This is a genomic window from Paraburkholderia sp. BR10954, assembly GCF_040965775.1.
In the GTDB taxonomy this organism is placed as follows: Bacteria; Pseudomonadota; Gammaproteobacteria; order Burkholderiales; family Burkholderiaceae; genus Paraburkholderia; species Paraburkholderia youngii.
Genome location: NZ_JBFRCK010000038.1, coordinates 1 through 14,313, shown reverse-complemented (window position 1 = coordinate 14,313; position 14,313 = coordinate 1). Strand labels below are relative to the sequence as shown.

Sequence of the window (14,313 nt, the reverse complement as noted above, 5' to 3'; positions counted from 1 at the left end):
TACTGGTACATGGCGGGCTCTATTGTAGCGGCTGGATTCGCGCAACGCGTTGTTCGCGGTGTCGACGCGCAATGAAAAAAGCCGGGTGTGGCCTGCGTCGGCCGCACCCGGCTTTTGCCTGCTTCAGCGTCGAGCTCAACCGGTATTGCGTAACCCCGCCGCGATCCCGTTGATGCACAAATGAATGCCGCGCCGCACGCGCGCATTGGTGTCGCCCGCGCGATAGCGTTTGAGCAGTTCGACCTGCAGGTGATTGAGCGGGTCGAGGTACGGGAAGCGGTTCTTGATCGAGCGCGCGAGCAGCGGATTCTCGGCGAGCCGCTCGCTCTTGCCGGTGATCTCCGACAACACCTTCGACGTGCGTTCCCACTCGGCAACGATGCGCTCGAACACGTGCTTGCGCAGCTTCTTGTCGGTCACGAGCGCCGCATAACGCGACGCGACTGCGAGGTCGGTCTTCGCGATGACCATGTCCATGTTCGACATCAGGTTCGCAAAGAACGGCCAGCTCTTGTGCATCTTCTTCAGCAGCGCGAGGCGGCGCGCGCGTTCCGCGTCCGACGGCGCGCTGTCCAGATGCTCGGTGACCGCGCTGCCGAAGCCGTACCAGCCGGTCAGCAGCAGCCGGCATTGGCCCCACGAGAAGCCCCAAGGGATCGCGCGCAGATCCTCGATCTTGCGCTGCTTGGGGTCCTGCAGCTTGCGCGACGCGGGGCGGCTGCCGATGTTCAGCTCGGCGATCTCCGCGATCGGCGTCGACTCGAAGAAATACTCCTTGAAGCCCGGGGTTTCGTAGACGAGCGCGCGATACGTGGCCATCGCCGTATCGGACAACTGCTGCATCGTTTCCTCGTACACCGGCAACTCGGCCAACGTGTGGTCGTGCGGCAGCAACGACGCTTCGAGCGTCGCGGCCACGACGGTTTCCAGATTGCGCCGGCCGATTTCCGGATTCGCGAACTTGCTCGCGATCACTTCGCCCTGCTCGGTCAATCGGATCTGACCGTCGACGGTGCCCGGCGGCTGCGACAGGATCGCCTGATAGGTCGGGCCGCCGCCGCGGCCGACGGTGCCGCCGCGTCCATGGAACAGACGCAGCGTCACGCCGCGTTCGTTGAACAGCGACAAGAGCGCCAACTCCGCGCGATACAGCTCCCAGTTCGACGTCAGGAAGCCGCCGTCCTTGTTGCTGTCCGAGTAGCCGAGCATCACTTCCTGCTCGTTGCCCTGATGTTCGATCAGCGTGCCGATGCCCGGCAGCGCGAACAGATCGCGCATGATGTGCGGCGCATTGCGCAGATCGGGGATCGTCTCGAACAGCGGGATCACCATCAGGCCCGCGCGCGCGGGGTCGTGCTCGTCGCCCAGACGCCCGCGCAACAGGCCGGTTTCCTTCTGCAGTAGCATCACCTCGACCAGATCGGAAACGGTCTCCGTGTGCGAAATGATGTAGTTGCGCACCGCGCGCGCGCCGAATTTCTCGCGCGTGACGCGCGCTTCCTCGAGCACCGCGAGCTCGCTCTTCACGAGGTCGGAGTACTCGGCGTAGGGCACGCGCAGCGCGCGCGGCTGCGCGAGTTCGGCGAGCAGCACGTTCAGCTTGTCCGTTTCCGACAACCCCGCGTAGTCGTCCTCGACACCGGCGCGCTTCAGCAGCTCGGCGATCACCGCTTCGTGGATGTCGGAGCTTTGCCGCAGATCGATGCTCGCGAGATGGAAGCCGAACACTTCGGCCGCGCGAGCGAGCGGTGCGAGACGCGGCGCGGCGAGCGGCGCACCGTGATGCTCGGCGAGCGAATCGATCAGCACGTGCAAGTCGCGCACGAAGTCGGCGGCGTCGTCGTAAGGGGTCGCGCGAATCGGCGCGACGCCGCGGCCGGCGCTGCGCAGCGGCACGCTGCCTTCGCCGAGACGTACGCGCGCGCTCGCCGCGAGCCGCGTGTAGATCCCGATCAGCGCGCGACGATACGGCTCGTCGGTGCGATGCGGCGAGTGGTCGGGCGAGATGGCCGCGAGCTCATTGAGCGCATCGCTCACGCCGACGAGCACATTCGACATCGACAGCTCCTCGCCGAGCTTGTGCACCTGCACCAGGTAGTGCTCGAAGATCACCGCGGCCTGACGGGTGATCGCGTTTTCGAGCGTTTCGGCGGTGACGTTCGGATTGCCGTCGCGATCGCCGCCTATCCAGCTGCCCATCTGGAAGAACGGCGGCAGGCGCGCTTCGAGGCCATGCTCCTTCAGCGCCTCCTCGATGTCGGCGTACAGCGCCGGCACTTCTTCGAGGAAGGTGCTGCGGTAGTACGACAGCGCGTTCTCGATTTCGTCGGCGACCGTCAGACGCGCGTCGCGCAGCATCCGCGTTTGCCATAGCGACGTGACGCGCGCGCGCAGCATCGCTTCGTTGTGCGCGCGCTCGCGATTCGTCAGCGGCTGGTCGCGCTCGGCGAGCAGCCGCGCGATGTCGTGCTGCGCGTCGAGAATGCTCTTGCGCTGCACCTCGGTCGGGTGCGCGGTCAGCACCGGCATGATCAGCGCGTCGTCGAAAAACCGCTGCAGCACCGGCGTCGCGGCGGCACCGGCCGCGACGAGCCGCTCGAGCGCATGCGCGATCGTGCCCGGCTGCGAGGCCGAGCCCGCGAGAGCGTGAATGCGGTGACGACGGTTGCGGTGGCGGTCCTCGGCGATGTTCGCGAGATGCGAAAAATAGCTGAACGCGCGCACGACGCTCACGGTCTGCTCCGGCGTCAGCGAGCGCAGCTTCTTGTCGAGCGTCTGCGCGGCGGCGCTATCGTCCTCGCGACGGAAGCGCACCGCGTTCTGCCGGATCGTTTCGACGACGTCGAATACGGCGTCGCCTTCCTGCTCGCGCAGCACGTCGCCGAGCAGCCGGCCGAGATAGCGGATGTCCTGGAACAGCGGGTGGTCCTTGTCCTCGCGCGTGCGGCCGCCGTTCTTCACGGTGGGCGCGGCGGCGGGCTCAGCTTGCGACACGGCCTCGAGCTTTTCCGTTTTAGCGGCGCGCTGGGGTGTCGCGTCTCCTTCGATCTTGATCTTGACCTTGGCCGGCTTGCTGGCGGTGGCCGAAGTCGCGGCTTTTTCGGCCTTGCCGGATTTCGTTGCTTTGGGCGCCTTGTCCTGATCGACGGGCACAGAGGTTTGCGAGGCCTTCGAGGCCTTGGCGGCTTGCGCGGCAGCGTTGGACAGGACGTCGGGCGCCGCGGCGTCGGCCGGGCGAGCGGTGGGCGAGGCAGTGTTGCGGCGGGCGGGGCGCGCCGATCCGGAAGACGTCACGATGAGTTTCCTCGGGGAAGCCAGGGTCTGTTGATTGATGAACTGCGACTGCGAACTGCAACCAGCAAGTACAACGTGAACTGCGTGCAACAGGGACTGCGCAACGGACTACAAGACAGACTGCTAATGCGACTGCAACAAAGACTTGCGACGGCGGACTGCAAACGGCGACTGCCGACCCGCTATGAAGCGAGCCGCGCGTGCCGCACCGCGTGCGACGAACCGCGCAAGCGCTGCCGATCGCGCGACGCCGACGAGGGAGAAGGGAGCCACGGGCTGCCAGCCCGCGAAGAGACTGAACACGCGGCACGCATTGCCGCAGCGTGTTCGCCGCATTGCATCATCCCGCATGCCGCCGCGCGGCGCGCGAACGACCGTGCGTGACTACGCTGAATGGGGGCCGTCGCGCGCGGCGCGAAGCCCGTCTCCTCCATCGATAGCGCTTGCGCACGGCGCCCCGCGGTGCCTTGGAACCCAAGGGCACAAATAAGGGCGCGTGCTAACATTGATTGTTATTCCATCCCGACATCAAGCAGCAAGCTAATGAACACCGAGACGTTTTCCACGCCACCCCACACGCTTGTGATTGCGTCGCGAGAGAGCCGCCTTGCCATGTGGCAAGCCGAGCACGTGCGATGTGCGCTGCACAAATTATATCCATCTTGTGACGTAAAAATCCTCGGAATGACGACACGTGGTGATCAGATTCTCGATCGCACGCTGTCGAAGGTTGGTGGTAAGGGGCTCTTCGTGAAAGAGCTCGAAGCCGCGCTCGCCGATGGCCGCGCCGACCTTGCGGTGCATTCGCTGAAAGACGTGCCGATGGAGTTGCCCGCCGGTTTCGCGCTGTCCACCATCATGGAGCGCGAGGACCCGCGCGACGCGCTCGTATCCAATCGGTACGACTCGCTCGCCGCGCTGCCGGCCGGTGCCGTGGTCGGCACCTCGAGCCTGCGCCGTGAAGCGATGCTGCGCATGCGCTATCCGCATCTCGACGTGCGGCCGTTGCGCGGCAATCTCGATACCCGACTCGCCAAGCTCGATCGCGGCGATTACGCGGCGATCATTCTGGCTGCGGCCGGGCTGAAGCGGCTCGGTCTCGCCGAGCGCATCCGCGCGCTGCTCGATCCCGAGGATAGTCTGCCCGCGGCGGGCCAAGGCGCGCTCGGCATCGAGATTCGCGCCGATCGCGCGGACCTCGCCGCATGGCTCGCGCCGCTGCATCATCAGCACACGGCGGCGGCCGTCGAAGCGGAGCGGATGGTGTCGCGCGCGCTCGGCGGCAGCTGCGAGGTGCCGCTCGCCGCCTACGCAACCTGGGGCGACGGCGCGCTGCATCTGCGCGGCATCGTCGCGACGCCGGACGGCCAGCGCGTACTGAGCGCGCAGGCGTCGGCGCCGGCGCCCACCATCGAACGCGCGCTCGCGCTCGGCGAGGAAGTGGCGCAGTCGCTCGCGCAGCAAGGCGCACTCGAGATCGTCCGCGCGCTCAGCACCGCGAGCGGTCCCGCGGCCGCGCCCGGCGCGGCGGCCAGCGAGTGATGGCCGCCGGCACGCCCGGGAAGGCGCCGTTCACGGTCGTGATGACGCGGCCGGCCGGCCAGTCGAGCGAACTCGTCGAACGGCTCGAAGCAGCCGGACTAGCGTCGCTCGACTTCCCGCTGATCGATATCGCGCCCGTCATCGACGACGCGCCGTTGTGCGCCGCGCTCGCGTCGCTCGAACGCTACGCGCTGGTCGTGTTCGTGTCGCCGAACGCGGTCGATCACGCGTTCGCGCGCCATCACGATATCTGGCCGCACGCGCTGCCGGTCGGCGTGGTCGGTCCGGGCAGCGTGCATGCGCTCGCGCGCCACGGCGTCAGCGCGCCGGAGCATCGCGTGATCAGCCCCGCGGCGGGTGCCGACGACGAATCGACGAGCTTCGACTCCGAGGGCCTGTTTGCGGCGATCGAGGCGCAATTCGGCGCCGCGGGCCTCGAAGGCAAGCGCGTGCTGATCGTGCGCGGCGACGGCGGCCGCGAATGGCTCAGCGAGCGCCTGCGTGAAGCTGGCGCCGAAGTCGACACGGTCGCCGCGTACCGGCGCATCGTGCCGGAGCCGTCGATCGGCGCCTGGGCGCGCGTGCACGAACTGCTCGCGGGCGCGCCGCACGCATGGCTTCTGACCAGCTCCGAAGGCGTGCGCAATCTGCAGGAACTCGCGCACGAGCATCTGACCGCCGGCGAGATCGAGCAGCTCAAACACGCGCCGCTCGTCACCCCGCATCCCCGCATCGCACAGACCGCGCGGGCATTGGGTTTTGATAGGATTACGGTGTCCGGCGCGGGCGACGAGCGCATGGTCCGCGCCCTCGTGGCCGCGGCCGCCGTGCCTCCCGTCGTCCAACCGGTACCCTCCAACCCGGCTCAACCACGCATGACTGAAACGAACGCATCCACGAACGCCTCACCTCAGCCGCCGGCAAGCACCGCCTTGCCGCCGAATCAACCCTTCACGCCGTACGAAGCGCAAAAGCGCCGCAGCACGAGCGGACCGCTGCTGTGGTTTGTCATCGTGGTGATCGCATGCGCGGTGGGCGTGGGCGGCTTCGCGATGAACCGCAAGCTGGTGCGCACCGAGCAGGAGCTCGCGCAGCGTCAGCAGGCCAACGACACGCAGACCAACGAGCTGCGCATCAAGATCGACCAGGCGCTCGCCACCGTGCATCAATCGGACGCGCAGGTCGCGCAGCTCGAAGGCAAGCTCGCCGATGCGCAGGCCGCGCAGCAGGCGCTGCAACAGCAGTACGCGGATCTCGCGCGCAATCGCGACGACTGGACGCTCGCCGAAGTCGGGCAGATGCTGTCGGCGGCCAGCCAGCAGTTGCAGCTGACCGGCAATACCCAGCTCGCGCTGTTCGCATTGCAAAGCGCCGATACGCGCCTCGCGGCGTCCGATAGCCCGCAGGCGCTCGCCGTGCGCAAGGCGATCGCGCAAGACATCGACAAGCTGAAGGCCGCACCGTCCACCGATCTGACCGGCCTCGCGATCAAACTCGACAACGCGATCGATCACGTGAGCGGCCTGCCGCTCTCGGGTGAAGCACCGATTCCGCGTGCCACGCCGCACGCGGCCACGTGGGCCGACACCGCGAAGGTGGCGGCGGCCACCGGCAAGCCGCGCTGGGAAGTGTGGATCGACGAGGTCACGCACGGCATCGGCGAACAGCTGTCGAGCCTCGTGCAGGTGCGCCGTATCGATAACGCCGACGCGATGCTGGTCACGCCGGATCAAGGCTACTTCGTGCGCCAGAACCTGAAGCTGCGTCTGCTATCGGCGCGTCTCGCGCTGCTGTCGCGCAACCAGACCACGCTGAAGTCCGACCTGCAGGCGGCGCAGTCCGCGTTGACGCGCTACTTCGACACTTCGTCGAAAGACACGCAGATGGTCGTCGATCTCGTCAAGCAGGTGGACGCCGGTTCGGCCGCGGTCGAGCTGCCGAACCTCGATACGAGCCTGCAGGCCGTCAATCAATACCGGAACCGGGGTTAATCATGGCGATCCGGGGACTTCTGTGGCTCGCGGCGCTGTTCGCCGTCGCGGTCATGCTCGCGGTGGGCGGGCGCTTCGACGCGGGGCAGGTGCTGCTGATCTATCCGCCGTACCGCGTCGACATGTCGCTGAATCTGTTCATCGTCGGGCTGGTGGTGCTGTTCATCCTTCTCTACGCGCTGTTGCGCATCATCCGCAATATCTGGCGCATGCCGCAGCGCGTCGCCGCGTACCGGGCGCGCGCGCGTGTCGCGAAGGCGCACGCGGCGTTGCGCGACGCGATCGGCAACCTGTACGCGGGACGTTTCTCGCGCGCGGAAAAGGCTGCCAAGGACGCGCTCACGAATGGCGACAACAAGGGCGCGGCCGGTTTGATCGCGGCGACCGCCGCGCATCGCATGCATGAGTACGGGCGGCGCGACGAATGGCTCGCGCAGATCGACGAGGCCGAGTGGCAGGACGCGCGCCTGATGGCCACCGCCGACATGCGCGCCGACGGCCGCGACGCCGACGGCGCGCTCCATGCGCTGACCGAGATGCAATCGCAAGGGGCGCGGCGCATCCACGCGCAGCAGATCATGCTGCGCGCGCAGCAGCAATTGAAGAACTGGGGCGAAGTGCTGAAGCTCGTGAAGACGCTGGAGAAGCGCGAGGCGATCCATCCGGCGGTCGCGGTGCGGCTGCGTCAGCTGGCGGCGGAAAATTTGCTCCGCGATCGTCGCCACAACGCTGAGGCGCTGCTCGAATTGTGGCATTCGCTGTCGGCGACCGAGCGTCATTCGCCGCGCCTCGCCGATACAGCCGCCGAACTGCTGGTCGCGCTGAATCGTCCGCAGGAGGCGCGCAAGATCGTCGAGGAAGCGCTTGCGCAGAACTGGGATGCGCGGCTGTTGCGGCGCTATCCGGACACGGCCGGCGGCGATGCGTTGCCGCTGATCCAGAAGGCCGAGGCGTGGCAGAAGGATCGGCCGGAAGACGCGGACCTGATGTTCGCGCTGGGGCGTCTGTGCCTGCATCAGCAGTTGTGGGGCAAGGCGCAGTCGTTCCTCGAACGCGCGCTGAAGCTCGCCGACAACGAGACGCTGAAGATCCGTTCGCATCGCGCGCTCGCGCGTCTGCACGAGCAGCTTGGAGATACCGACAAGGCGAGCGAGCACTATCGCGAGAGTGCGTTGGCGATGAACGTGACGTGAGTTAAGCCTCTTTAGCCGCTACCGGATGGCCGCAGCCTCGTGCTGCGGCCATTTGTTTTTCCGGCGCCGCTGTCCGGCTCGAATCGGCGGGACTGCGCTTTGCTTCACACCTCACCGGATGCGCAACCTAGGAGGTGTTCAAAGTGGCCAGCGACGCTATGACGGTGCAAACCGACACCCGCAGCGGCGACGTCGAGCGCAAGGGCGTCGTCGTCATTACAGGGGCAAGTGCCGGCGTGGGGCGCGCCACCGCGTCCGAGTTCGCGCGGCAGGGCTATGACGTTGGGCTGATCGCGCGCGAGCCGCGACGGCTCGCGCGTGCCGCCGAGGAGATCGCCGCGACCTATGGCGTGCGCGCACTCGCGTTGCCCGCCGACGTCGCCGATGCAGATGCGATCGAGCGCGCCGCGCAGCGCGTGAATCGCGAGCTGGGCGGCATCGACGTGTGGGTCAACGTCGCGATGGCGACCGCGTTTGCGCCGGTGTCCGCGCTCAGTGCGCGCGATGTCGAACGCGGCACGCAGGTGACCTATCTGGGGCAGGTCAACGGCATGCTGGCGGCGCTCCCCGTGATGCGCGCGCGCGGGCACGGGACGATCGTCAATGTCGGCTCGGCGCTCGGGTACCGGTCGGTGCCGTTGCAGTCGATCTATTGCGGCGCGAAGTTCGCCGTGCGCGGCTTTACCGATTCATTGCGTTCCGAGTTGCTGCACGACGGGGTCGATATCCATCTGACGATGGTCGATCTGCCCGCGGTCAATACCCCGCAATTCGACTGGGCGCTCAATCGCACGGGGCGCAGGGCGCGGCCGGTGGCGCCGGTGTTTCAGCCGGAAGTGGCGGCGCGGGCGATCTACTTTGCGGCCACTCATCGGCGGCGGCAGGTGTGGGTCGGGTGGTCGACGGTCAAGGCGATCCTCGCGAACCGGATCGCGCCGACGCTGCTCGACCACTATCTCGCGCGTGCGGGTTACGACGGGCAACTGACCGATGAACCATTGCCCGCCGATGCGCCCGCGAATCTCTACGAGCCGGTGCCCGGCCACTACACCGCGCATGGCCGCTTTGACGATGAAGCGCGCGCGTACTGCTGGGAGCTGTTTACCGATCGGCATCGCAACGCGGTGTATGGCGCGGCGGTGCTGGCGCTGGCAGGGGCCGTCGGGTGGCTGCTGAGGCGCAAGCGGCCTTGATACGCAATCGGTGTGCCTCCTCCCTGTCGCCGATGAAAGGCCTGGACTATCCTACGAATGACAGTGCCGCACACAATCCGTGCCGCGGCGTCCTCAACTGCGCACATTCCAAAAATGGAAGCGGACAGGCCCGTTCCTCACAAAGAGCAGACCATTGCAAGCAGCGCGCACCGCTGGATGCGCTGGCTGCCGGGACTGACAGTGCTCAAGGCGTACCGCTTGAGCTGGCTGCCGAGTGATCTGACGGCCGGACTGGTACTGACCACGATGCTGGTGCCAGTCGGGATCGCTTACGCGGAGGCATCGGGGGTCCCCGGCGTGTTCGGCCTCTACGCGACGATCGTCCCGTTGCTGGCGTACGCGCTGTTCGGCCCGAGCCGGATTCTCGTGCTCGGCCCCGACTCCGCGCTTGCGGCTCCGATTCTGGCGGTCGTCGTGCAAGTGGCGGCGGGCGACCCGTCGCGCGCGATTGCGGCGGCCAGCATGATGGCGATCGTGTCCGGGGTGTTCTGTATCGTGATGGGCTTGCTGCGGCTGGGATTCATCACAGAATTGCTGTCTAAGCCCATTCGATACGGCTATATGAACGGCATCGCGCTCGCCGTGCTGATCAGTCAGTTACCCAAATTGTTTGCCATTTCGATCGAAGAGCGCGGGCCATTGCGGGACATCGTGAGCCTCGTGCAGGCCATCGCCGATGGCAAATCCAACTGGTACAGCTTCGCGGTGGGCGCGGGAAGCCTCGTGCTGATCCTGTTTCTCAAGCGCTTCGAGAAACTGCCGGGCATCCTGATCGCCGTGATCGTCGCGACGTTGTGCGTGAGCGCATTGCACCTCGATAACGTCGGCGTGAGAGTGCTCGGCAAGATCCCTCAAGGCCTGCCGACCTTTGCACTACCGTGGCTCACCGATGCCGATCTGGTGAAGATACTGCTCGGCGGCTGCGCGGTCGCGCTGATTTCGTTCGCGGATACCAGCGTACTGTCGCGGACTTTCGCGGCACGTTTTCGCAGCCGCGTCGACCCCAATCAGGAGATGGTCGGGCTCGGCGTGGCCAATCTGGCGGCGGGCCTGTTCCACGGTTTCCCGATCAGCAGCAGTTCGTCGCGCACGCCGGTCGCCGAGGCGGCGGGCGCGAAGACGCAACTGACGGGCGTGGTCGGCGCGCTGGCGGTCGCGGCGCTGCTGCTGGTCGCGCCCAACCTGATGCACTACCTGCCCAACAGCGCGCTCGCCGCGGTTGTCATCGCGGCGGCGATCGGCCTGTTCGAGATCACGGACCTGAAGCGGATTTTCCGCATCCAGCAATGGGAGTTCTGGCTGTCGATGGCCTGCTTTGCCGGCGTCGCGGTGTTCGGCGCGATTCCAGGCATCGGCTTCGCGGTGGTGATCGCGATCATCGAGTTTCTGTGGGACGGCTGGCGACCACACTACGCGGTGCTCGGTCGCGTCGAGGGTTTGCGCGGCTATCACGACCTGGAGCGTTATCCGCACGCGGAGCGAATCCCCGGACTCGTGCTGTTTCGCTGGGATGCACCGCTGTTCTTTGCGAATGCCGAGCAGTTTCAGGAGCGCCTGCTCGAAGCCGTCGCCGACTCGCCGGCACCCGTCAAGCGCGTGGTGGTGGCGGCCGAACCGGTGACGAGCGTGGACGTCACCTCGGCCGACATGCTGCGGGAGCTGACGCGCTCGCTCGACGAGCGCGGAATTGCACTGCACTTTGCGGAGATGAAAGATCCGGTTCGCGATAAGCTCAGGCGCTTCGAGCTGACCGATCTGATCGGCGATGCGCGCTTTCATCCGACGGTCAGTAGCGCGGTTGATAACTATGTCGAGACGGTTGGGGAGGAATAGTTTTCGGAGCTGAGGCTAGATCACCGGGGAACGGGTTTGCGCCTGGCGTTTGCTTTAGAAATGGCTGTGAAAACGGTTTGGGACCGCGCCAGTTCACTCCTGTTCTTGGTCATCCCGCGACGCCCTTTGCCACCATCTGTTCACGACGGATTCTGTTCACGGTGGCGCGGTCGCAGCGCGGAATAGTCACGATCAAGATGAACGTCCATCAGGACCGGCGTTTTGGATTCGTCGGGCGCCGGGTCCTTTGGGTCGGGGTCCCCGAAAGCAAACTCGACGTCCACCGGAAATCGGCTGGTTGGCAGGTCTGAGGCACGATAGCGATAGTGATGCAGACGAACCTGCGGCGGTACTGTTCCCATATCGTTGCCGGGCCGCCGCTCGCCATTGCCGTCGATCCAGTAACCGATATCGACCTGGAGGAGATCTTCCAGTGTCGAGCGGTTAACGTCGGTCAATAGTGGACTGAAGCGGATCGTGAAGTGCGTCGCGACTTGCTTCACTTTTGCGCGGTCGGGGGAGGGGACGAGCGGATCGGGTATCGCAACTACGATGATTTGCGTATCCGGCAAGACCGGATTCACGAAGGAATACTCCGTAACACCTACTACACCGCGCTCAGGCCGCGCCGCAAGAATTTGGCCGAATATCGTATGCGCGGGATCGAAGGGCTGGTCGTCCCGCAGGATCGCCATTGCCGTGGTCAATATTCTGAAGGCCATGTCGCGCTGCTCGTCGGTCACAGTGTCCCTCGTCTCAGTTTCTGGCGCTGACGGTCCTGTGAGCGTCGACGTACTGGGCTGTGCAGGTACTGAGTTTGCGAACGTGAGGATCATCAGGATTCTGCCAATCGGTCTTAACCACCTCCGCGCAAGCGTCGGCATCTTCTTCATGAAGTTGGCTCCTATAGTTAGCTTCGAATTGCGCCATCTTTTGTGCTGTTTCCGCAGACGTTCAACAGGCCGCTCAAGACGGGCTCTGTCCACGGCGTCGCGGTTTCAGCGCGGAATAGTCACGATTCAGGAGAACGTCCATCAGGACCGGCGTTTTGGGTTCATCAGGCGCTGGATTGTTTGGGTCTGGGTCGCCGAAAGCTAATTCGACATTCACCGGATACCGGCTCGTCGGCAGATTCGAAGCACGATAGCGATAGCTATGCAGCCGAATCTGTGGCGGAGCCGTGCCCATATCATTGCCGGGCCGCGGCTCGCCATTGCCGTCGACCCAGTAACCGATATCGACCTGCAGGAGATCTTCCAGTGTCGAGCGGTTAATGTCGGTCAATAGTGGACTGAAGCGGATCGTGAAGTGCGCCGCGACTTTCTTCACTTTTGTGCGGTCGGCGAAGGGGTCGAGCGGATCGGGTACCGCTAAGACAATGATTTGCGTCCGCGGGAAGGCCGGATTCACGAAGGAATACTCTGTACCGCCTCCTTTGCCGCGCAGAGGGTCAGCCGCAAGAAGTCGGCCGAATATCGTATGTGCGGGATCGAAGGGCTGGTCGTCCCGCAGGATCGCCATTGCAGTGGTCAATATCCTGAAGGCCACGTCGCGCTGGGCGTCAGTCACAGTCTGTCTCATCTCAGCTCCTGCCCCCGACAGTGCTGAGGGCGTCGGCGTACTGAGCTGGGCAGGTACCGGGATTGCGAGCGAGAGGATCACGAGGATTCTGCCAGTACGCCTGGACCACCTCCGCGCAAGCGTCGGCACCTTCTTCATGAAGTTGGCTCCTATAGCCGGTTTCGAATTGCGCCATTTTTTGTGTGGGAGCAGAAACGTTTAGCAGGTCACACCAAGACGGCCTCTAATCATGATGTCGCGGGCGCAGCGCGGAATAGTCACGATCAAGGTGCACGTCCATCAGGACCGGCGTTTTGGATTCGTCAGGCGTCGGATCGTTTGGATCTGGGTCGCCGAAAGTAAATTCGACGTCCACTGGGAACCGGCTCGTTGGCAGAGTCGAAGCGCGATAGCGATAGTGATGCAGACGAACCTGCGGCGGCACCGTGCCCATATCATTGCCCGGGCGCCGCTCGCCGTTGCCGTCGATCCAGTAGCCGATATCGTCCTGGAGGAGATCTTCCAGCGTCGAGCGGCTAATGTCTCTCAATAGCGGACTGAAGCGGACTGTGAAGTGGGTCACGACTTGCGTGACTTTCGTTCGATCGGCAGAGGGGGAGGCAGGATCCGGCGCCACAAATAGAATAATTTGCGTCCGCGGGAAAGCCGGATTCACGAAGGAATACTCCGTAGCACCTACTTGACCACGCAGAGAATCAGCCGCAAGAATCTGGCCGAATATCGTGTGCGCGGGATCGAAGGGCTGGTCGTCCCGCAGGATCGCCATTGCGGTGGTCAATATCCTGAAGGCCATGTCGCGCTGGGCGTCGGTCACAGTCGGTCTCATCTCAGCTCCTGGCCCCGACGATCCTGAGGGCGTCGGCGTACTGAGCTGTGCATGTACCGGGATTGCGAACGAGAGGATCATCAGGATTGCGCCAGTAGGCCTGAACCACTTCCGCGCAGGCGTAGGCATCTTCTTCACGAAGTTGGCTCCTGTAGCCGGTTTCGAATTGCGCCATTTTTTGAGCTGTTTCAGCAGAGACATTCAGCAGGTCACTCAAGAAGGGCTCTGTCCATGGTGTCGCGGTTTCAGCGCGGAATAGTCACGATTCAGGAGAACGTCCATTAGGACCGGCGTTTTGGATTCGCCAGGCGTCGGATTGTTTGGGTCTGGGTCTCCGAAAGCCAAATCTACATCCACCGGGAACCGGCTCGTTGGCAGATTCGAAGCACGATAGCGATAGCCATGCAGACGGACCTGCGGCGGCAACACTCCCATATCATTGCCGGACCGCCGGATGCCGTCCCCATCGATCCAGTAGCCGATATCGAGAGGAAAGAGGTCTTCCAGCGTCGAGCGGCTAATGTCTGTCAATAGTGGACTGAAACGGATCGTGAAGTCGGTGACGACTTGCTTGACTTTCGTGCGGTCGGCGGAGGGGTCGAGCGGATCGGGTATCGCAACTACGATGATTTGCGTCTCCGGCAAAACCGGATTCACGAAGGAATACTCCGTAACACCTACTACACCGCGCTCAGGCCGCGCCGCAAGAATTTGGCCGAATATCGTGTGCGCGGGATCGAAGGGCTGGTCGTCCCGCAGGATCGCCATTGCGGTGGTCAATATCCTGAAGGCCATGTCGCGCTGGGCGTCGGTCACAGTCGGTCTCATCTCAGCTCCTG

General features: G+C 64.8%; 11 protein-coding genes. 5 read left to right on the top strand and 6 right to left on the bottom strand.

The features are described from left to right. Positions 1 to 135: 135 nt before the first annotated feature. Positions 136 to 3,294 (bottom strand): phosphoenolpyruvate carboxylase, encoded by a 3,159-nt coding sequence (ppc, locus tag AB4Y34_RS34445; protein WP_368718578.1) that lies wholly within the window; start codon positions 3,292 to 3,294, stop codon positions 136 to 138. 543 nt (positions 3,295 to 3,837) lie between these two features. Here ppc and hemC point away from each other — a divergent pair. The 5 genes from hemC (at position 3,838) to AB4Y34_RS34420 (ending at position 11,067) form a co-directional block, all read left to right on the top strand. After that, positions 3,838 to 4,836 carry a hydroxymethylbilane synthase gene (gene hemC, locus AB4Y34_RS34440; RefSeq protein ID WP_368718577.1) on the top strand — a complete coding sequence of 333 codons (999 nt, stop codon included), beginning with the start codon at positions 3,838 to 3,840 and terminating at the stop codon, positions 4,834 to 4,836. Then, positions 4,836 to 6,827, top strand: a complete 1,992-nt coding sequence (gene hemDX, locus AB4Y34_RS34435; protein ID WP_368718576.1) for a fused uroporphyrinogen-III synthase HemD/membrane protein HemX — start codon at positions 4,836 to 4,838, stop codon at positions 6,825 to 6,827. Before hemC ends, hemDX begins: the two co-directional genes overlap by 1 nt. Before the next feature lie 2 nt (positions 6,828 to 6,829). Next, positions 6,830 to 8,020, top strand: a complete 1,191-nt coding sequence (locus AB4Y34_RS34430; protein WP_176109267.1) for a heme biosynthesis protein HemY — start codon at positions 6,830 to 6,832, stop codon at positions 8,018 to 8,020. Positions 8,021 to 8,178: 158 nt separating this feature from the next. Beyond that, complete coding sequence (locus tag AB4Y34_RS34425) at positions 8,179 to 9,213, top strand: SDR family oxidoreductase (protein WP_176379985.1); 1,035 nt, start codon at positions 8,179 to 8,181, stop codon at positions 9,211 to 9,213. Between the two features lie 114 nt (positions 9,214 to 9,327). Further along, a complete protein-coding gene (locus AB4Y34_RS34420; protein WP_368718575.1) occupies positions 9,328 to 11,067 on the top strand; it encodes a SulP family inorganic anion transporter in 1,740 nt (579 codons plus the stop codon). Between the two features lie 140 nt (positions 11,068 to 11,207). On the opposite strand, the gene AB4Y34_RS34415 is transcribed toward AB4Y34_RS34420, so the two are convergent. From AB4Y34_RS34415 to AB4Y34_RS34395, 5 genes are all read right to left on the bottom strand, one after another. Continuing rightward, positions 11,208 to 11,810 (bottom strand): hypothetical protein, encoded by a 603-nt coding sequence (locus AB4Y34_RS34415; protein ID WP_368718574.1) that lies wholly within the window; start codon positions 11,808 to 11,810, stop codon positions 11,208 to 11,210. Between the two features lie 223 nt (positions 11,811 to 12,033). Continuing rightward, positions 12,034 to 12,648, bottom strand: coding sequence for a hypothetical protein (locus AB4Y34_RS34410; protein WP_368718573.1), 615 nt, complete (start codon positions 12,646 to 12,648; stop codon positions 12,034 to 12,036). A gap of 223 nt (positions 12,649 to 12,871) precedes the next feature. Beyond that, positions 12,872 to 13,474: a hypothetical protein gene (locus AB4Y34_RS34405; protein ID WP_368718572.1), complete on the bottom strand. Its 603-nt coding sequence runs from the start codon at positions 13,472 to 13,474 to the stop codon at positions 12,872 to 12,874. 1 nt (position 13,475) lies between these two features. Continuing rightward, positions 13,476 to 13,691 (bottom strand): hypothetical protein, encoded by a 216-nt coding sequence (locus AB4Y34_RS34400; RefSeq protein WP_368718571.1) that lies wholly within the window; start codon positions 13,689 to 13,691, stop codon positions 13,476 to 13,478. Next, positions 13,688 to 14,313, bottom strand: a 626-nt coding sequence (locus AB4Y34_RS34395; RefSeq protein WP_368718570.1) for a hypothetical protein, incomplete at its 5' end; no start/stop codon positions are given. The genes AB4Y34_RS34395 and AB4Y34_RS34400, both read right to left, overlap by 4 nt.